Source organism: Microbacterium sp., assembly GCF_036566905.1.
Taxonomy (GTDB): Bacteria; Actinomycetota; Actinomycetes; order Actinomycetales; family Microbacteriaceae; genus Microbacterium.
Genome location: NZ_DATCVK010000063.1, coordinates 18515 through 38143 on the forward strand (window position 1 = coordinate 18515; position 19629 = coordinate 38143).

Consider the following 19629-nt stretch of genomic DNA (forward strand, 5'->3'; position numbering starts at 1 on the left):
ACTGTGGTCGTGGTTGCAGGCAATCGGGGGGTTCCGCGCGCTTCGACGCGGCGAATGGTCGGCGTCGTTGCAGCGGCGTTCAGTCTTGCCGGTGCCTTGCTGTTGGCGCCCGCCGCGACGCAGGCGGACGTCTCGGCTGCGACATCGAACGTCACCGCGGCGGAAGCCGGCGCGGTCGAGGCGACCGCGGAGGCGGTGCCCAGTGGCATCGTCAAGAGCGCGGACCTGTCCCAGTTCCAGCCCGGCTACATCATCAGCGACGCGAAGTTCTTCGATCGCGGCACGATGAGCGAGGCGCAGATCCAGCAGTTCCTGCAGTCCAAGGTGCCGAACTGCCAGTCGGGCTATGTGTGTCTGAAGGACTGGTACGACACGTCGCGAGCGACGAGCGCCGACGCGATGTGCGGCGCGTACCCGGGGGGATATCGCGAACGCGCATCGGCGATCATCTACAAGGTGGCGCAGGCGTGCGGCATCAACCCTCAGGTGCTTCTGGTGATGCTGCAGAAGGAGCAAGGGCTCGTGCTGCACACGTGGCCGTCCGACTGGCGGTACACGATCGCGATGGGGCAGGGCTGCCCCGACACGGCGGCGTGCGACACGAGATACTACGGGTTCTTCAACCAGGTGTACGGCGCCGCATGGCAGCTGAAGCGCTATGCCAACCCGGCCGGCACGAGCCAGTACTTCACCTGGTATGCGCCCGGAAAGACGTGGAACGTCCGCTGGCACCCGAACGAGGCCTGCGGCTCGTCGCCGGTGTACATCCAGAACCAGGCGACGGCGGATCTCTACTACTACACGCCGTATCAGCCGAACGCGGCCGCATTGCGGGCCGGATACGGCGAAGGCGATGGCTGCTCCAGCTATGGCAACCGCAATTTCTTCCAGTACTTCACGGATTGGTTCGGCTCGACGACCGGTGGCGGGAACCCGTTCGGCAATGTCGAGTCGATGTTGAGCGACTCCGGCTCCATCCGGGTGACGGGCTGGGCTGCGGACCCCGATACCACCAGCCCTATCGAGGTGCACATCTACGTCGGATCTGTCGGCACCGCGTTCGTGGCCGCCGACGAACGACCAGACGTAGGGGCCGCCTATCCGGCCGTGGGCTCGAAGCATGGTTTCAACGTCCGGGTCAAGGTACCCGCCGCCGGCACGCACTCGGTGTGCGCTTACGCCATCAACGCCGGCGCGGGAACGAATCAGCTGCTGTCGTGCGGCACAGTCTCCGTGAGCGGTCCCATCGACGGAGGCAGCGCTCCGATCGGCTACCTGGAATCGCTGACGGTGTCGGGCACAACGGCGACCGCCTCCGGCTGGGCGATCGACCCGGACACCGCTTCGCCGATCAAGGTACGACTCACGGTCGGCAGCTCCACGACCGAGGTGACCGCTGATCGCCCCCGCCCCGATGTGGGTGCGTCGTATCCTTCTGCCGGCTCCAACCACGGGTTCTCGGCACAGGTCACGATGCAGACCGGCACCTCGACGGTGTGCGCGGTCGCCGTGAACACGGCGGTCATCGGCGGCGACACCGACATCGGCTGTCGTACGGTGACGGTGGCACCACCGACCCCGGTGGTCAACAAGGCGCCGTTCGGCAACTTCGAGTCGGTGGGTGTGTCGGCGGGGAACCTGACGATCGCGGGGTGGGCGATCGACCCGAATGTCACGGGACCGATCCAGGTGCACGTCTACGTGGACGGTGTGGGCAAGGGTTACACAGCGGACGTGTCGCGTCCGGATGTCGGGGCGGCGTATCCCGGATACGGCGACCGGCACGGGTTCGTCGTCCAGACGTCGGCCTCTCCCGGCTCGCACTACGTGTGCGTGTACGCGATCGATGACGCGGGCGGCTCCAATCCGACGCTGGGTTGTCGTACGGTGACGGTGGCCGCACCGACCCCCGCGGTCAACAAGGCGCCGTTCGGCAACTTCGAATGGGTCTCGACTTCGCCGGGCGCGCTGACCGCGTCAGGATGGGCGATCGATCCCGATACGACGAACCCCGTCGCCGTCCACGTATATGTCGACGGCGTCGGCCGGGAGTTCATCGCCAATCTCGCACGTCCCGATGTCGCGAGCGTGTATCCGGCCTCGGGCAGCGCGCATGGATTCGTGGCCTCGATCCCGGCTTCCGCCGGCTCCCACAGGGTGTGCGTCTACGCCATCGACACCGCGGGCGGGTCCAACCCGGCTCTCGGCTGTCGCGACGTGACCGTGCCCTAGGTTCGATCCTCCGGCGCAGGTTCCTGATTCCCGGGGGATTCGCTCATCCGGCGCCGGGTGCCTGCCAGGACGCCCCCGCGCGGCGGTCGGCCGCCCGGCAGACGGGCGGTCAGCGGATCAGTTCGCGTCTCAGCGTGTCCAGGGCGTCTGCGGGCTCGAACCCCGTCGCGCGGATCTTCTGCAGGTCGAGGACGCTGTTACGCGGGCGCGGGGCGACCGGCGCCGTGGCGGCGGCGAAGTAGTCCTCGGTGCTCACGCCCGTCACACGCGACGCATCGTGCCCGGTCAGCGTGAAGACCTCTCTGGCGATCTCAGCCCACGTCAGCGGCTGTCCGCCACCCGTGAGGTTGTATGTGCCGAACGCTGCTTCCGAGTCGATCAGGTGTGCGATCCCTCGCGCGATCTCCGAGGTGAACGTCAGCCGTCCGCGTTGATCGTCGACGACACTCGGGTCGACACCCCGTTCCGCGAGGGACGCCATCGTGCCGACGAAGTTCTTGCCCTCGCCGATCACCCAGCTCGTACGGACGATGTAGTGGCGCGGCGCCGTCGCAGCGGCCGCGTCACCGGCCGCCTTGGTCTGCCCGTAGACACCGAGCGGAGCCACCGGCTCGGTCTCGTCATACGGTGCGTCCTTCGTCCCATCGAAGACGTAGTCGCTCGAAACGTGGACGAGCGTGATCGCGTTCGCAGCCGCGATCCGTGCGAGCGCGCCGACGGCGGTGGCGTTGGCCGCCCAGGCGTCGCGACGCCCGGCCGGAGTCTCGGCGACATCGACCGCCGTGTACGCCGCGGCGTTGATGATGACGCCGTATTCGCGCCAACGCCGAGCCGACTCGAGATCTGGCGCCGTGAGATCCAGGTCGGCTCGCGTCGCGTATTCCACGTGATCCGCGCCTGCGTACTCCGCGCGCAGGGCGCGTCCGAGTTGTCCGGCGGCGCCCACCACGAGGATCTTCCGCGGCGGGATGGGCGTGACGTCGGCGAGGCGCGGGTGTGCGCGGTCCTTCGCCGAGATCTCGACCTCCGACAGGGGGATGGGCCAGTCGATCGCGGCCGTCTCATCGGCGAGGTTGAGGAAGGCGTACTCGGCGTCGGGCGACCAGTGGTCGTTCACCAGGTACGTGTACGCGGTGTCGGCCTCGAGCGTCTGGTACGAGTTGCCGACACCACGAGGGACGAAGATCGCTCGTGACGGATCGAGCTCGGCGGTGAAGACAGCCCCGAAGGTGGCGCCCTCACGCAGGTCGACCCAGGCGCCGAAGATGCGGCCTGTGGCGACCGACACCCACTTGTCCCAGGGTTCTGCATGGATTCCGCGCGTGGTCCCCGCGGCGTCGTTGAAAGAGATGTTGTTCTGCACCGGCCCGAAGTCGGGGAGCCCAAGAGCGGTCATCTTCTCACGCTGCCAGTTCTCCTTGAACCACCCGCGCGAGTCCCCGTGCACCGGAAGATCGAACACGACCAGGCCCGGGATGTTCGTCTCCGTGCGCACGAGCCCCTTACCGAATTCGGTCATCACTGCCCCTTCGACGCGTAGAACGCTTCGACGCCGTCTTTCGCCGGCGCCCACCAGTCCTCGTTGTCGCGGTACCACGCGATGGTCGCTGCGAGCCCCGCCTCGAAATCGCCGTAGGCCGGGCGCCAGCCGAGCTCCGTCCGCAGCTTGCCCGAGTCGATGGCGTACCTGAGGTCGTGGCCGGCGCGGTCGGTGACATGGTCGTACGCGTCCCTGGGCTGCCCCATCTGTTCGAGGATGAGCTCGACGACGTCCTTGTTGTTCTTCTCACCGTCCGCACCGATGAGGTATGTCTCGCCGAGTCGACCGCGTTCGAGAATGGTCAGCACTGCGGACGAATGGTCGTCGGCGTGGATCCAGTCGCGGACGTTCTCGCCGGCACCGTAGAGCTTCGGACGGATGCCGCGGATCACGTTCGTGATCTGGCGCGGGATGAACTTCTCCACGTGCTGGTACGGGCCGTAGTTGTTGGAGCAGTTCGAGATCGTCGCCCGGACTCCGAACGATCGCACCCAGGCCCGCACGAGCAGGTCACTGCCGGCCTTGGTCGACGAGTACGGCGAGGAGGGGTTGTAGGGCGTCTGCTCGGTGAAGCGTGCCGGGTCATCGAGTTCCAGGTCGCCGTAGACCTCGTCTGTCGAGATGTGGTGGAAGCGGCGGTCGTGCCTGCGTGCGGCCTCCAGCAGCGTGTAGGTGCCGATGATGTTCGTGTCGAGGAATGGGCGCGGCTCGTGCAGTGAATTGTCGTTGTGCGACTCGGCCGCGTAGTGCACCACGGCGTCCACACCCGAGAAGAGATCATCGACGAGCGCCGCGTCGGCGATGTCGCCCTGGACGAACGTGAAACGGTCGGCCGGAAGTCCGTCGAGAGACGCGAGGTTGCCGGCATACGTCAGCTTGTCGAGGACGGTGACGTGGTCATCGGTGTGCTCGAGGACGTGGTGGACGAAGTTCGAGCCGATGAAACCGGCACCGCCAGTGACCAGGAGTCTGCGCATCGGTCCAGGATACCGGGCAGCGCCACGCGCCCAGGTTTGGTGCTCCTCGGCGCATGCCGGAGACTAGAGGCATGCGTGGCATCATCCTGGCAGGCGGCACGGGCTCGCGGTTGCACCCGATTACCCTCGGAATCTCGAAGCAGCTCGTGCCCGTGTACGACAAGCCGATGATCTACTACCCGCTGTCGACGCTGATCCTGGCGGGCATCCGCGACATCCTCATCATCACCACACCGCAGGACTCGGATCAATTCCAGCGGCTGCTCGGTGACGGCGCCCGCTTCGGCGTCTCGATCACCTACAAGACGCAGCCCTCACCCGACGGGCTCGCGCAGGCGTTCATCCTGGGCGAGGAGCACATCGGGGGCGATTCGGCCGCCCTGGTGCTCGGCGACAACATCTTCTACGGGCAGGGAATGGGCACGCGCCTTCGGCAGTACACCGACCTGTCGGGCGGCGTGGTGTTCGGCTACTGGGTCGACGATCCCACCGCCTATGGAGTGGTCGAGTTCGACGCCGCGGGGAGCGTGGTCTCGCTCGAGGAGAAGCCGATCGATCCGAAGAGCAACTACGCCGTCCCCGGCCTCTACTTCTACGACAACGACGTCGTCGAGATTGCGAAGAATCTGACCCCTTCGCCGCGTGGGGAGCTCGAGATCACCGATGTCAACAAGGCCTACCTGGAGCGAGGCGACCTGAAGGTCGAACTCCTTCCGCGGGGGACGGCGTGGCTCGACACCGGCACGTTCGACTCTCTCAGCGAGGCCACCGACTTCATCCGCACGGTGGAGAAGCGCCAGGGGCTTTCGATCGGATGCCCGGAAGAGGTCGCGTGGCGCATGGGCTTCCTGACCGACGAAGACCTTCGCGAGCGTGCTGAGCCGTTGGTGAAGAGCGGGTACGGTGCCTACCTCCTCAAAGCGCTGCAGCAGGGCTTGAACTGAGCGGCTCCGGGCGACCCATGAGCGACGTCGACGTGCGCGCCGGACAAGACGCCGACGCGGCAACAAACGATCGCCGACTCATCGTCTACGCCGTGTCCCGGACGGACCGCCGTATCGACGACTTCGTGATGCACGCGCTGGCAGCGTTGCGCACGCATGGCGAACGCCTGGTGGTGATCGTCCCGGCCGGCACTCCCGAGATCGAGATCGAGCGTCTGCGAAGCCTCGTCGACGACGTCTTCTCGGTTCCCGCAAGCGGATTCGACCCGGCCGGCTACGCGCTCGCGGTGGACGCCGAGGCTGATATCGAACGCTATGACGAGGTGGTTCTCACTGGAGACGCCTGGTTCGGACCCGTTTCCGACTTCGGCCCTGTGCTCGAACGGATGGCGGGCGAAGCGACGACGGTGTGGGCGATGGTCGAGAACTCGGGGAGTGGCCCCGAGACATTCCCCGACGCCGGATTCACTCCGCCGTCGCTGCCCTGGGCCTGGACCGCGCTGCGGCGGGACGCCTTCGCCTCCGGTGCATGGCGACGTTATTGGGACGGGCGCGGACGCGGCGCGGGCGCCGCGGAGGAGACAGCCTTCCTGCGTCACTTCGCGCCGGGCGACGCGAGCGTGTCGTTCGCGTTTCCGGCGGACCGATATCCCAGCACGAACCCGGCGCTCTTCACGCCGAGCCTGCTGCTGGACGACGGATGCCCATTCGTCTTGCGCACGGTGTTCCTGCAGTACCCTCCCTACCTCGACCGGTTCGCGGTCATCGGTCGTCAGCTCCTGCAGCACGTCGACGAACTGGGCTTCCCGCTCGCCCTCGTGTGGCAGAACCTCGCGCGGACGGTTCAGCCCAAGGCGCTGTACGCGATCGCCGGAATGCTCGAAGTGCTGCCCGACACAGATGTGGCATACGACCGCGCGTCACCGTTCCGCATTGCCGCCATCGTCCACGTCAGCGACCTGGATTCGGTCCAGGACCTCTTCTCGCGCCTCGGCTACATCCCGTCCCCCTATCACCTGTACGTCACGACCACCGACGGAAAGCGGGCAGAGAAGCTCCAGCGCATGCTGGAGCGCCGTGACGACCCGCAGCTGGCTTCGTTCGACGTCCGCGTGACGCCTGCCAACCGTGGTCGCGACATGAGCGACCTCTTCGTCGGATGCCGCGACGTCCTGCTCAGCGGGAACTTCGACCTGATCGTCAAGGTGCACGCACGTCGCACTCGCGACAAGACGGTGAACGTCCGCCGGTACTTCCGCCGCTATCAGTACGACAATCTCCTGCACAGCCCGGGTTACGTCGCGAATCTGCTCGCGCTGTTCCAGAAGGAGCCTGGACTAGGCGTGGTGTTCCCGCCGATGATGCACATCGGCTACTCGATGATGGGGCACGCGTGGGGTGGCCTGCGTGAGCCGGCAGAGGATCTGGCGCGCAGCCTGGGGATCACCGTCCCGTTCGACGCGGTCTCTCCGCTCGCGCCATTCGGCGGGATGTGGATCGGCCGGCCGGAAGCGCTGCTTCCGCTCATGGGCAAGCGGTGGATGTTCCGTGACTACGGCAAGCGCACCGGTCAGACGTACCGCGATCTCGCCCGCGTGCAGGAACGACTTGTCGCGTATGCGGGAGCAGAACTGGGTTATCACGCGCGGACGGTGCTCACGAGGGAGCACGCCTCCATCAGTCACACGATCCTCGAGTCGAAGATCGACAATCTGTTCTCCACCACCCGCGGCTGGCCCGTCGAGCAGATCGCCCTCCTGCAGCGTGCCGGGGATGCCGGACACATGGGGACGGTCGCGCTCGCACGCATGTACATCCGTGTGAACCACCGTCGGCTCTCGCGTCTCACGATGCCGTTGTTCGAGGCGGCGCTGCGGACAGTGGTCATCCTGAAGTACATGCGTCGAGGGCTGGGCATCCTCACCTCGGTCATGAGAGGCCGCGCACCGGAGAGTCGGCGATGAAGACCGCAGAACTGATCACCTTTCCGACCAAGGACGCGAACGAGTTCCCTCCTGACGGTCGCCGGCTGCTCATCTACGTCGTGTACGACGTGCGCGGCGATGTGGAGGAGTACATCCCCTACGCGCTCACACGACTGCGTGAGCACTGCGCGCGGATCATGGTCGTCGTCAACGGCGCGTTGACCGAGACCGGGAGATCTCGGCTCGCACCGCTTGCGGACGAGATCATCGTCCGCGAGAACCGTGGCTACGACATCTGGGGATACAAGGCAGGGCTGGATGCCGCAGGCGAGGCCATCGCGGATTACGACGAGGTCCTCCTGGCGAACGACACCTGGTTCGGTCCGGTGCGCCCCTTCGGACCCTTGTTCGATCGAATGGATCGCAGCCCCCTCCATTTCTGGGGAATGACCGATCATGTACGCGTCGAACCGAACCCGTTCACACAGACGGGGTACCTGCCGTACCACCTGCAGTCGTACTGGCTGGCGGTGCGGCGCGACATGTTCCTGTCGGAGGACTGGATCGCGTATTGGCGCGACCTTCCGCAGATGGACACCTATGCTGACGCGGTCGTCAAGCACGAAGGCATCTTCACCGAGCATTTCACCGACCTGGGTTACGTCGGCGAGGTGGCCTTCCCGACACTCACCGACAAGGTCGAGAACCATGCGGTGCTCTACGCCGAGCAGCTCATCCGCGCAGGGTGCCCGACACTGAAGCGGCGCCCCTTCTTCCAGTGGCCACCGTACCTGGACCACCTTGCGGTCATCGGTCGTTGGACTCTTGAGGCGGTCAGGGAGCTCGGCTACCCCGTCGAGCTGATCTACTCCGACCTCGCGCGCAATGTCGAGCCGCGCACTCTCAACGCCGATGCCGCGATGCTCGAGGTGCTGCCCGACGTCGAGCTCGAGTACGATCCGACCATCCCGCTTCGGACCCTTGTCGTCGTTCACGTGTTCTATCCCGGGATGACGGATGAGATTCTCGACCGCGTCGACTTCTTGCCTGGCGCATACGACCTCGTCGTCACGACTCCGGACGAGGGGAGGGCGGTACGGATCCGCGAGACGATCGCGACACGAACGCCACGCGGTTCCGCCGAGGTGCGCGTCGTGGCATCGAACAACGGACGGGATCAGTCCGCCTTCCTGATCGGATGCCGCGACCTGCTACTAGGCGACGGCTATGACCTCGTGGTGAAACTGCACTCCAAGAAGACACCGCAGGATGCCCACAACGTCGGCACGCACTTCAAACGGCAACAGTTCACCAATCTGCTGAACAGCCCGGGATACGCCGCGAATCTCGTGGGACTGTTCCAGCGCGAGCAAGGCCTCGGGCTGGTGTTCCCGCCGACCATCCACCTCGGCTATCCGAGCCTCGGCCACGGCTGGTGGGCTAACAAGCCCGCGTTCGAGGCCCTCGCCGGTGAACTCGACATCCGCGTTCCGATCGATGAGGTCTCACCCCTTGCGCCGTTCGGGTCGATGTTCTTCGCTCGCCCCGCCGCTCTGCGCCTCCTCGTCGAACACGAGTGGACGTACGACCAGTTCGGAGGAGCGGAGGCATACCAGGACGGGGGACTGGCGCACGTGCTGGAGCGGATGCCGGTCTATGCGGCCGGGGAGCTCGGTTTCCACAGCCGCACCGTCGCCAACACCGCGTACATCGCCTCGAGCTACGCAGCACTCGACTACAACCTCGATCAGTTCTCGAGCACGCTGCGAGACAGCACGATGGAGCAGATCCAGTTGCTGAAGGCTGCCGGGCCGGTCGAGTACGGAACCCTGACGGATTTCGCGCGTATGTACGCTCGGCTGCATCGACCGGGTTCGGAGTCGAGTCTGGTGGCGGCCGCTCACCGGATCCTGCGCGTCCGGAGCCTGATCGGTCGCGCCCGTTCCGCCGTCGTGCGGCGCCTGCCTCGCCGCTGAACAGCGCTCCGCCGGCGCACCGTTAGGATTGACCAGTTATGCCCGATTTCACCCCTGTAGCCGAAGAGCGCTTCACGCGCCTGGGCGGACTGCCCATGCGAAGCGTCGGTGCGCTCGGCTCGGGACTGGACGGTTTCGTCCGCCCGGTGCGCGAGATCTTCGCTCACCGGGAGATGCTGGGTCTGCTGGTCAGACGTGACCTGAAGGCCCGGTATAAGGACTCCGCCCTCGGATTCTTGTGGGCCCTCGCCCGGCCGCTTGTGCAACTGGCGATCTATTACGTCGTCCTCGGTCATTTCCTGGGCGCCGCGCGGGGCATCCCGGACTTCGCGGTCTATGTCTTCGCCGGCCTCACGGCGATGGGCCTCTTCCAAGAGATCGCCGTCGGTGGCACCGGTTCCATCATCGCCAACGCGGGGCTCGTCAAGAAGGTCTACATGCCGCGGGAGGTCTTCCCGCTCGCAAGCGCCGGCTCCGCGTTGTTCAACTTCGGCGTACAGCTGGTCGTGCTCTTCCTCGCAACTCTGCTGGTGGGCAAGCCTCCGTTCACGCTCGATTTCTTCTACGCTGTCCCGTCGCTCGGCGTCCTTCTGGTCTATGGTCTGGCGTTCGCCCTGATCTTCTCGGCGTTCAACGTCTACCTTCGCGACATTCAGTACCTCGTCGAAGTGGCGACGCTGCTCCTCTTCTGGATGTCTCCAGTGGTCTATTCCTGGCAGATGGTCGCATCGATCATCACGAACCCGATTCTGCTCGACATCTATACGAACAATCCGCTGACACTGGCGGTGCTGGGATTCCAACGCGCCTTCTGGGTCGCGGGCGACGATCTGGAGCAGCCGGCCAACCTGCTTCTCCGCCTGGTCATCGCGCTCGTCATCGGACTGGGTCTTCTGCTTGTCAGCCACCGCGTCTTCCTGCGTCTGCAGGGCGACTTCGCCCAGGAGCTGTGAGCATGTCCCCCGATCCCGCAACATCCTCGTCATCGGCCGCGCGCCCCGAGGTCGTTCGCATCTCCAACGTCTCCAAGCGTTTCACCGTACGCAAGGACTCCTCGCTCAAGGAGCGGATCATCACGCTGGGCCGAGCCGGCCGCGCGCACAAGCAGGACTTCTGGGCTCTCAGCGATGTCAGCCTCGATATCCGGGCGGGCAACACGATCGGTCTGATCGGTCACAACGGGTCCGGCAAGAGCACGCTGCTCAAGGTGATCGGCGGCATCATCCAGCCGACGTCGGGCAGTGTCGAGCAACGAGGGCGGATCGCCGCGCTGCTCGAACTCGGGGCCGGGTTCCACCCTGACCTCACGGGCCGAGAGAATGTCTTCCTCAACGCCTCAGTGCTCGGGTTGAGCTCCGAGGAGACGGCCGCGCAGTTCGACGCCATCTTGGAGTTCTCAGGCGTCGGCGAATTCATCGACACGCAGATCAAGTTCTATTCATCGGGCATGTACGTGCGACTTGCGTTCGCGATCGCCGTCCACACCGATCCCGACATCCTGCTCGTCGACGAGGTCCTCGCCGTCGGCGACGAGCAGTTCCAGCGCAAGTGTCTCGACAAGATCAGCGAGTTCCAGTCCGAGGGGCGCACGATCATCATCGTCAGCCACGCTCTGGACCAGATCGCCGCTCTCTGCGACCGGGTCATCGTCATGAATCGCGGCCAGATGGTGTTCGACGGCATCCCGGTCACGGCGATCGAGCGCTTCCGCGAACTGCTGGCGAACAACGCCGTCGGCCAAGCCCGCCCCGATGAGATCAGCACTGCGATGGCGATCCAGGGCATCGACATCGTCGGAGCCGACGGGGTGGACTGCGATTCCCTCGCTGTCGGTGAATCCTTCGCCATGCGTGTGCGTGTCAAGTCCTATCTGCCCATCGATCAGTGGGCGATCGGGTTCAGCATCGACACCGCCATGGGACAGATGGCCCTTGCCTCCAACACAGATCTCCTGCAGCTGCGCCTCGCGCCGCTCGACGGCGAGACGTCGGTCGAGATCGCGGTGGAGGGTGCGCAGCTCAGCCCTGGTCGATACGTGGTCAACGCCAACGTCTCGGGCATCAGCGTCGACGCCTCTCACTCGCTCATGCAAGGCGCCGAGTTCACCGTCGAAGGCCTTCCGACGACGATCGGTCCGGTTGCGGCGGCGATCCGTATCGACGAGAAGTAGCCGCCGGATGCCACAGGGCTCGCGGAGCGTTCAGCGCATCCTGTTCCCGCAACCAGGCGATGAGGCCGCCCACGAGCTCTACGTCCGCGCGGAGTCGGACGCGGTGTCATGGGACCGCTTCAGCCTCACCGTCGCGCCGGGAGCGACGGCATCCCTCGCGACGTACTTCGGCGCGTTTCCCGCAGGGTACTGGAACGCCCATACCGACATCGAGCGGATCACTGTCGTCGGCGAGTTCGACGGCGCCGCGATCGTCAGGGTATGCGCGGCTGACGAGGAAGACGGACGGCGTGTGCTGGCGACGGTTCCCGTGGACGGTGCGTTCTCGTGGGACATCAGCATCGGCGACGGCGCGTGGTTCTGGCTCGAGGTGGAGGCCGGCAGTGAAGGCACCACGTTCCGCGATGGTGCGTGGCTTGCGCCCGATGCGAAGACCGCGACGGCGACGGTCTGCATCACCACCCACAATCGCGGAATCGATTGCGTAGGCGTCCTCGAGCGCCTCGCCGCTGACGGCCTGGTGCGCGAACAGCTGGTGCGCGTCATCGTGGTGGATCAGGGAGATCGTCCTGTGCGCGAGGTCCCGGGTTTCGACCGGGCCGCGGCGGCGCTCGAGGGACGATTGAAGCTGATCGAGCAGCGTAACCTCGGCGGTTCCGGCGGATTCAGCCGTGGAATGGTCGAATCTCTCCAAGAGCGGGCCGACCACGCATTGCTCCTCGACGACGATGTGCTGCTCGAGCCGGACTCTGTCCTTCGCATGCTGGCGTTCGCCGCTCGCACTACGCGCGAGACCATCGTGGGCGCCCACATGCTCAGCCTGCTCGAGCGAACGGTTCTCCATTCCGTCGGTGAGCGTGTTGATCGGCGCGGCTTCTGGTGGACCTCCGTGGAGCCCGCCCTGGCGCCGGTCGATCTCGCCGTCGCGACGATCGAATCCACACCGGGGCTGCGTCGTCTGCACGACGTCGATTTCAACGGCTGGTGGATGTGCCTGGTGCCCCTCGGCCTCGTCCGCCGGGTCGGAGCTTCGCTGCCGCTCTTCATAAAGTGGGACGACGCCGAGTTCGGGCTGAGGGCTGCGGCGGCCGGCGTGCCGACCGTGACTCTTCCCGGTGCCGCGCTCTGGCACATGCCATGGACCGGGAAGGACGACGGGCTCGACTGGCAAGCGTATTTCCAGCTGCGCAACCGCCTCGTCGTCGCGCTGGTGCATTCCGCCTCGGCGAGGGGCGGCGGCGTACTGTCTGCGTCATTCGCGCAAGACGTGAACCATCTGCTGTGCATGCAGTACGGCTCGGCGGCGGCGCGTCGCGTGGCGCTGCGAGATGTCCTCGACGGCCCCGCCCATCTTCCTCGGACGATCCAAAGGCGCACGACTGACATGCGCGTTCTCATGGCTCGCGCGGGACAGTCCGTGGTGCCGGAAGCCCAGCTTCCGGCTGAACGTGGCGGACCGGTCCCGGCAGCGCCGGCCGGACGTGTCGAAGCGGTCCGGCGACTCCTCCGCGTGGCCGTCCATCAGTTCAGGCGGTCGCGCGCAGCGAACGTGTCGCTGGTCGATGCTGCACTCCCGCGCGCGGAGGGCAAGTGGTGGGTGCTGGGTCTCCTCGACAGCGCCACCGTGGCCAGCGCGACGGGAACGGGTGCTTTCGTCGCCCGTCGCGACCGTCGCGTCGCATCGCGTCTGCTGTGGGATGCGGTCGGTCTCCGTGCGCGTCTATGGGTACGGTGGCCGCGTTTGGCGCGAACGTACCGCGCGGCCGTTGCCGAACTCGCCTCGCCCGCGGCGTGGCACGATCTGTTCGATGGGCCCGTCGACGGTCGCGGGGGTCGCACCCCGTAGCCGGAGTCCGGCGGCGCCGATTCGCGACAGTCGTCACGGGCGCCTATGCTTCAGGCAACCCGAGCAACGGAGCAACGGCCTATGGAAGTGTCCCTCGAGATGAAGGGAGCCGAGCTGGATCACGAGACTCCGCCTTTCTGGCTCCGCCCAGCGTCGTATTGGCTTCCGGTTCATTACCCCGACTCCGCGTGGATCACACACGCCCCGTTCGCAGCTTGGCTGGTAGACGTGCTGCGACCACGTGACATCGTGGAGCTCGGTACGCACTACGGCTACTCCTGCTTCGCGTTCGCGGAGGCAGTGAAGCGGCTCGGCCTGAACACCACGATCAGCGCACTCGACAGCTGGGAGGGCGATGATCACGCCGGCCACTATGGGCACGAGGTGTACGACTACGTCAGCGGCGTCGCGCAGCGGGATTACCCCGACACCGTCAGGCTGATTCCAGGCTGGTTCGCGCAATCACGGCACCTGTTCCAGGATGCCTCGGTGGATGTTCTGCACATCGACGGGCGCCACGGATACGAGGATGCTCGCGCCGACTACACCGAGTGGCGCAGCGCAGTCCGGGACGGTGGAGTGATCCTCTTCCACGACATCGCCGAACGCGAGAACGGCTTCGGGGTATGGCGGCTCTGGGACGAAGTCGCCGATCCGACGCGTTCCTTCGCTTTCGAGCACGGTCACGGACTGGGCGTGTTGGCGGTCGGGGAAGTGGAGCACGAGCCGCTGCGGGCACTGTTCGACGCCGACGAGGCGACAGCTGCTCTGGTCCGCGCGGACGCCGAGCGCCTCGGGCAGGTTGTGGCCCGACAGGCGTGGCTCGAGAGCGTCGTGGAAGACGCGGAACGCGCCTGGGCGGAAGTGCGGCTGCGAGCCGTGCACGAAGACGAGCTGCAGTCGCAGATCGACGCGCTGAAGGACAGCACCAGCTGGCGACTGACCGCGCCTCTGCGCAGCCTCGGCCGACTGCGTCGACGGCGTGGCTGAAGCGCGACGACTAGTCGCGCTGCAAGCGCTCGCGCCGGGTGAGCATCTTCTTGCGTACCAGTGCGGGTCCGCCCTGCTTCCAGTAATGGCGCACGAGCGCGAAGTCGCGACGGGGTCCCCGCGGCATCGCGAGGATCCTCTCGAACGTCGTGCCTCCCACCGCTGAGACGCGACGCAGCACCAGGTCGCGGTCGGGGGCGGGCTTGGGGTCGGTGCAGAAGGCGACGAGGGGCGCGAGCGCGCGCGACCACATGAACTCCTCGCGGACGGCCTTGAGGTTGTCCGCCGCCACGCGCCGGGCATCCTCGTCCCACACCATCTCGACGATCGCTGCTGCCAGGGCGGGCGCGTCCTGGGCGGGCACGACGCGCCCGATGCCGCGATCCCGGATCAGTGTGGCGAAGCTGTCGCCGTCGGTCGCGACGATCGGCAACTCCGCCCACAGGTAGTCGAGGATGCGGGTGCGGAAAGCAAAGCGCGTCTCAGCATGGATCAGGTGCGTGCTCACGCCGATGTCGGCGTCCAGCAGATAGTCCGCCCGGCGTTCATAATCGACCCACGCGTCGTTGAAGAACACGGTGCGATCGAGGAGCCCGAGGCGCTCAGCGGATTCGACCGTGTCGGTGAGTGCCTGCATCTCGGGTATGTCGGGATTGAAGTGTCGCGCGCTGAGGAAGAAGAGTTTTATCTCGGGGTGCTCGTCGGCCAGAAGTCCCATTGCCTCGACCAGAGTGACCGGGTCGAACCAGTTGTAGATCCCGCCGCCCCAGATCAGCACCTTGTCGTCGGTGGCGATACCTGGGACGGTTCCCTTGATGCCGTGTCGTCGCTGGACCGGTGGTTCGCCGGGCACCCCGAAGGGAACGAGCCGCAGCAGGGATTCGAAAGTCGGGTCGTCGGAATAGGTCGTCGGGTTCAGGCGACCCATCGACGACAGGCCGCCGAGCCAGAGGTTGCGCTGAGCTTCCGAGGCGCACAAGAAGCAGTCCGCCCTGGCCAGCTGCTCGTTGAGGAGCGAAACCGCCTTGGTGACCTCGTCCGCCCACTCCGCAGGGGCAGCGTATTTGTTCATCTCCAGCTGCTCCAACTGGAAGGGATCGTAGAGGTCGGCGACGACGATCTTCTGAGTCTGCGCGATGCTCGGGAAGACACGGAACGATGTGCCCTGGACGATGATGACGTCGGCCCACGCCTCATGGTCGCGCATCTGCCGGTCGTCGGCTTCTCGCACATGAACGGTGTCGAAGCGGTCTGAGGTGCGCTCGATCCGGTTCCACGAGACGATCCGCACGTCACAGGCCGCGGACAGCGCTTCAGCCATGTTCCATACGCGGATCGCCGGTCCGGCCATCCGCTCGCCGATCAGGTCGCCTGTGATGATGAGCACGCGCGTGCGGCCGGTCATTGCTGGCGACGTCATTGCGTGGTGCCTTCGGTGGCGACCACGTGGTCGCCGCGGACCGCGTCTTCGTGCCCGGCAAGCGCGCCCTCACCACCGCCTGCGCGGGACTTCGCGACAGTCTCGTCAGGCCGCGATTCCGCCACGGCGGGCGCTGCTGCCGATTCGGATGGCTCTCCGCCTGCAGTCGCGAATGACCGCTGCTCGTGATCGGCGATCACTTCGCCGGCGGGGAGCAGCAGCACCAGGAGCGTGAGGACGGCGGCGAAGGCAAGCCCGCCGCCGAGCCACACTACGACGGGACTCGGCGCCCACGCCCACCACCACTCCGCGTTCGCGCCGGGGTCTGCGCTGAACTGGTCGAGGCCCGTCGTGTAGCGCTGGATGTTGGTGTGCAGGGCGACGACGTTCGCGACCGCCAGCGCCACAACGGCCGCGATCGAGCGGAAGCCCCGCCATGCACGCGCGATGTCGAGACGCACGGACGCGACGCCGATGGTGATGATCATGAGCGGCATGAGGTAGCGCGGCTGGATGAGCTCGCCCACCAGCATCCGAGACTGCGCCAGCAGAACCACCGGCACGAGCCACATCGCCGCCACGCCGAGCCCGATGGCGATTCCGCGCCGCACGGATGCGCGGCCGCCTCCGATGAAGAAGGCGCCCCAGAAGACGGCACCGGCCAGGACGGAAACGGCTGCGGGCATCGGGGTGTCGAGCCAGCCGAGTCCCCAGCCGCCCAGGGCGCCCATCCAGAGGCTGGGTGCCGACAGAAGGTTCGACACGTGCAGTGACCCCGAGAGCGGCGGGCGTTCGCTGTCGAGGCCCCCGACGATCGATGCACCCTGCCAGGCGCTCAGATAGAACGCGACGCTGATCACCACGATGATCGCCGCCGCGAGCAGCGGCACCAGCGGCATCCGCTTCCGTCGCACGACGAGGAAGACCGCCAGGAGGGCGCCGAACACCGCGTAGACGGCCGAATCGGCGCGAGCGCCCCCACCCATCACCGCGCCGAGCACGGCAAGGCCGGCAAGCACCCACCTGCGGCGCCCGTCGACCTGGAACGCGCCGTACAGCGAGATCCACACCGTCGCGGCTGACAGCAGCGCCCAGGACGAGGGATTCGTCGACCCGTAGATGAACATGCCGAGAGGCACCGCCGTCGCCGCGACCGATATGACGAGCGCGGGACGAAGCCGGCGAGGCAGGGCGAAGAAGACGCCGGTGAGCAGGCCGACTGCGATCGCGGTGTTGACGAGCTTCATCACCATGACGGATGCGGCCACGTTGGTGCTGGCGAACACCGACATCGTGCCGTAGAAGAGCGGGGGGTACAGACGATCGACGTTGGCGCGCTTCACCTTCGACATGCCGTCGTCTTCGCCGTTCCAGCAATCTGCGCTCTCGCCGTTGTGGAATGCGTAGCACGTCGCCGTCGTGACGGGGGTCGGCACATATCGCTTGACGGCGTCGTCGTCGCGGTTCTCGCACAGGCCGGGCCGGTCGCCGAGTCCGCACCATATGGAGGCCAGGTGGAAGTCGTCGTCCGGCGTCGCGCCGACGGGAGACGCGACCGACCATGCGCCGAGTGACAAGAACGCCAGAACGGGAATCAGGATCGCGAAGACGAGTTTCCGGCGAGACGACGAGGTGCGGGCTGTCACTTGAGCATCGTACCCGCAGGCACGCCGACGTCCGTTTTCACAGGCTCCACCCACTATTGTTCAGAAGGCGCTTCCCGGTTGAGCCGCGCCGCAGAAGGAGAACTGGGATGCCGTCACCCGTGGGATCGCATCGGCGGATGATCTTGCTCGGAGTGTATGCCGCGCTGCTCGTCGCAGCGTGCGTGTGGCCGCTCTTCGGTGGTTCCTTGCTGCTGCTCGTCGCAGTGGTGCTCATCCCCGCGCTCCTGCTCCTCCGAGCGCGGATGTCGCTCAGCGCGAGCCTCGCTCTGCTGTTCGTCGTCTTCGCCTGGGTCGTGCTCGTGGTGATGGTCGCGGCGCGATACACCCGCATCTCCCCGCTGGTGCTGTTCCTCGTGATCGGAGCCGCTTCGGGTGCCTTCTTCGTCTTTCGGCTGTACCGCGCCGGATCGTCATTCACGCGCATCGACGGATCGGAGCTCGGCTTCGCGGCCTTCGGTGGCCTCATCTGGTGCGGGGTCCTTCTCGCCGCGGCCGTGATTCCCGGTGGCACCCCGCTGTCGTGGGCGATGTCAGGTGACGCCGCCAACAACGTGCTCTTCGCCCGCGAGCTTCTGCAGGCCGGCGGAGTGACACTGGGAAGCGGAAACCCGGTGCCACTCACGGCGGCCCTCGTCGCCTTCTTCACACTGCCTGCGGCGCTCGGCGGCGCGCCCTCTGCAGGCGCCCAGATCATCGCGCTCGCGGAGATGTGGTCGTTCGCGATCGTCGCGGCCTGCGTTCTGTGCGGCGCGTTCGCACTCGCCATCTCGCGCGGACGCTCGACGATGACGCTGGTCGCGACGGCGATCACGTCGGCGGTCCCGCTCACGTGGATCATGCTGTCCGGGCCGGTGACCCTGGGCTTCGTCAATTTCCATCTCACCATCGCGCTGCTGATCGCCTCACTCATCACGCTGGTGCATGCAGATCGTGCCGTGCTGACATCCCTCGTCACGCTCGCGCTGTCGATCGCTCTCACGCTCGCCTTGTGGGCACCGCTCGCGGGCATCCCCGGGGTTGCGTTCCTCGTGCTGTTGATCGTGCAGCGCAAAGCGGTGTTCGCCCTTCGGCGGGGCAGGCTGCTGCTGGCCATCGCCGCCGTCCTCCAGCCGATCGGCGTTTTCGTGACGCTCTCCGTCCCCGCGCTGATCGGTCAGGGAGAGCTGCTCACCGAGGCACTCGGCGCAGTCTTCGAGTTCAAGAAGGTCATCGTCCTCGTCGCGCTCCTCCTTGCGGTGGGGTTCGGTGTGCTCCACGCGCGTGCGACGAGGTCGCTCGACCTGGTGTGGGTTCTGACTGCGTTGGTGGGCGGGGGCGGACTGTGCCTCGGCCTGCTCCTCTGGCTTCGCCGGAACGAGCAGAATCTGTGGAGCTACTACCAGTTGAAGTTCCTGTGGTTCTTCCTCGCCATGCTCCTGATCGTCGGCGTGGCTGCCGGTCTGACCTACGCGGCGGCGATCTCGGCGAAGAGCCTGCGCGCTGCATTCGCCTTCATGATCGTGCTGACAGCGCTGGTGGGTGTGAGCGAGTTCGCTCGTGCGACTGTGCCGACCTTCAGCAACGATCCGCAGGCGGTGAAGGACCCGCTCGCGCGGATTCTGTCGGGGGACTACTTCTCCGTCGGAGAGGATGACAGAGTCTTCGATCGAGTCGTCGAAATGACGTCGGCGGGGGACAAGACCATGCTGTGGCAGTCGACGGACCCCGACGAGGATTGGATCATGTTCTGGGTCGTGCAACTGTCCTCGAGTGGCATCAGCGATGTCGAACTGCGGAAGTACGCCTACTATCACGACGGCCAGTCGATGGATGATCTGTGCACGATCCGACGACTGATGGGCGCGCCGGTCACCGTGATCACGGCGGACGAGTCGATCGTCGAGCGAGCCGAGGAGGCCTGCTCCGAACTCGGCCCTGTGGTCTTCGCCCCCTGACCTCACGG

At 66.3% G+C, this 19629-nt stretch carries 13 protein-coding genes; 9 read left to right on the forward strand and 4 right to left on the reverse strand.

The window, feature by feature from the left end:
• Positions 1–54 precede the first annotated feature (54 nt).
• The gene (locus tag VIP82_RS05495) at positions 55–2232 is read left to right on the forward strand and encodes a hypothetical protein (RefSeq protein ID WP_331906454.1); all 2178 of its coding nucleotides are present in this window, start codon (positions 55–57) and stop codon (positions 2230–2232) included.
• 109 nt (positions 2233–2341) lie between these two features.
• Here VIP82_RS05495 and VIP82_RS05500 read toward each other — a convergent pair whose 3' ends face one another.
• Entirely contained in the window at positions 2342–3751 is a 1410-nt protein-coding gene (locus tag VIP82_RS05500) for a sugar nucleotide-binding protein (RefSeq protein WP_331906456.1), read from the reverse strand.
• A complete protein-coding gene (gene rfbB, locus VIP82_RS05505) occupies positions 3751–4749 on the reverse strand; it encodes a dTDP-glucose 4,6-dehydratase (RefSeq protein WP_331906458.1) in 999 nt (332 codons plus the stop codon). The genes VIP82_RS05500 and rfbB overlap by 1 nt, the downstream gene beginning before the upstream one ends.
• A 71-nt stretch (positions 4750–4820) precedes the next feature.
• Here rfbB and rfbA point away from each other — a divergent pair, with 71 nt between their 5' ends.
• From rfbA to VIP82_RS05540, 7 genes are all read left to right on the forward strand, one after another.
• On the forward strand, positions 4821–5693 hold the full coding sequence (gene rfbA, locus VIP82_RS05510; protein WP_331906460.1) for a glucose-1-phosphate thymidylyltransferase RfbA: 873 nt from the start codon (positions 4821–4823) through the stop codon (positions 5691–5693).
• Positions 5694–5710: 17 nt separating this feature from the next.
• Positions 5711–7657, forward strand: a complete 1947-nt coding sequence (locus VIP82_RS05515; protein WP_331906462.1) for a rhamnan synthesis F family protein — start codon at positions 5711–5713, stop codon at positions 7655–7657.
• The gene (locus VIP82_RS05520) at positions 7654–9594 is read left to right on the forward strand and encodes a rhamnan synthesis F family protein (protein WP_331906464.1); all 1941 of its coding nucleotides are present in this window, start codon (positions 7654–7656) and stop codon (positions 9592–9594) included. Before VIP82_RS05515 ends, VIP82_RS05520 begins: the two co-directional genes overlap by 4 nt.
• 38 nt (positions 9595–9632) lie before the next feature.
• Entirely contained in the window at positions 9633–10547 is a 915-nt protein-coding gene (locus tag VIP82_RS05525; RefSeq protein ID WP_331906466.1) for an ABC transporter permease, read from the forward strand.
• Between the two features lie 2 nt (positions 10548–10549).
• Positions 10550–11764 carry an ABC transporter ATP-binding protein gene (locus VIP82_RS05530; protein WP_331906468.1) on the forward strand — a complete coding sequence of 405 codons (1215 nt, stop codon included), beginning with the start codon at positions 10550–10552 and terminating at the stop codon, positions 11762–11764.
• 7 nt (positions 11765–11771) lie between these two features.
• The gene (locus VIP82_RS05535) at positions 11772–13610 is read left to right on the forward strand and encodes a glycosyltransferase (RefSeq protein WP_331906470.1); all 1839 of its coding nucleotides are present in this window, start codon (positions 11772–11774) and stop codon (positions 13608–13610) included.
• 228 nt (positions 13611–13838) lie between these two features.
• Positions 13839–14600 carry a class I SAM-dependent methyltransferase gene (locus VIP82_RS05540; protein WP_331906472.1) on the forward strand — a complete coding sequence of 254 codons (762 nt, stop codon included), beginning with the start codon at positions 13839–13841 and terminating at the stop codon, positions 14598–14600.
• A 10-nt stretch (positions 14601–14610) separates the two neighbouring features.
• On the opposite strand, the gene VIP82_RS05545 is transcribed toward VIP82_RS05540, so the two are convergent.
• Positions 14611–16020, reverse strand: coding sequence for a glycosyltransferase family 4 protein (locus tag VIP82_RS05545; RefSeq protein ID WP_331906474.1), 1410 nt, complete (start codon positions 16018–16020; stop codon positions 14611–14613).
• Complete coding sequence (locus VIP82_RS05550) at positions 16017–17666, reverse strand: DUF2142 domain-containing protein (RefSeq protein WP_331906476.1); 1650 nt, start codon at positions 17664–17666, stop codon at positions 16017–16019. The genes VIP82_RS05545 and VIP82_RS05550 overlap by 4 nt, the downstream gene beginning before the upstream one ends.
• Before the next feature lie 137 nt (positions 17667–17803).
• On the opposite strand from VIP82_RS05550, the gene VIP82_RS05555 reads away from it, so the two are divergent.
• Complete coding sequence (locus VIP82_RS05555) at positions 17804–19621, forward strand: hypothetical protein (RefSeq protein ID WP_331906478.1); 1818 nt, start codon at positions 17804–17806, stop codon at positions 19619–19621.
• Positions 19622–19629: the final 8 nt, after the last annotated feature.

Coding starts and splice junctions, on each gene's coding strand:
- VIP82_RS05495 (WP_331906454.1), top strand. CDS start 55: ATGGTCGGCGTCGTTGCAGCGGCGTTCAGTCTTGCCGGTGCCTTGCTG.
- VIP82_RS05500 (WP_331906456.1), bottom strand. CDS start 3,751: ATGACCGAATTCGGTAAGGGGCTCGTGCGCACGGAGACGAACATCCCG.
- rfbB (WP_331906458.1), bottom strand. CDS start 4,749: ATGCGCAGACTCCTGGTCACTGGCGGTGCCGGTTTCATCGGCTCGAAC.
- rfbA (WP_331906460.1), top strand. CDS start 4,821: ATGCGTGGCATCATCCTGGCAGGCGGCACGGGCTCGCGGTTGCACCCG.
- VIP82_RS05515 (WP_331906462.1), top strand. CDS start 5,711: ATGAGCGACGTCGACGTGCGCGCCGGACAAGACGCCGACGCGGCAACA.
- VIP82_RS05520 (WP_331906464.1), top strand. CDS start 7,654: ATGAAGACCGCAGAACTGATCACCTTTCCGACCAAGGACGCGAACGAG.
- VIP82_RS05525 (WP_331906466.1), top strand. CDS start 9,633: ATGCCCGATTTCACCCCTGTAGCCGAAGAGCGCTTCACGCGCCTGGGC.
- VIP82_RS05530 (WP_331906468.1), top strand. CDS start 10,550: ATGTCCCCCGATCCCGCAACATCCTCGTCATCGGCCGCGCGCCCCGAG.
- VIP82_RS05535 (WP_331906470.1), top strand. CDS start 11,772: ATGCCACAGGGCTCGCGGAGCGTTCAGCGCATCCTGTTCCCGCAACCA.
- VIP82_RS05545 (WP_331906474.1), bottom strand. CDS start 16,020: ATGACGTCGCCAGCAATGACCGGCCGCACGCGCGTGCTCATCATCACA.
- VIP82_RS05555 (WP_331906478.1), top strand. CDS start 17,804: ATGATCTTGCTCGGAGTGTATGCCGCGCTGCTCGTCGCAGCGTGCGTG.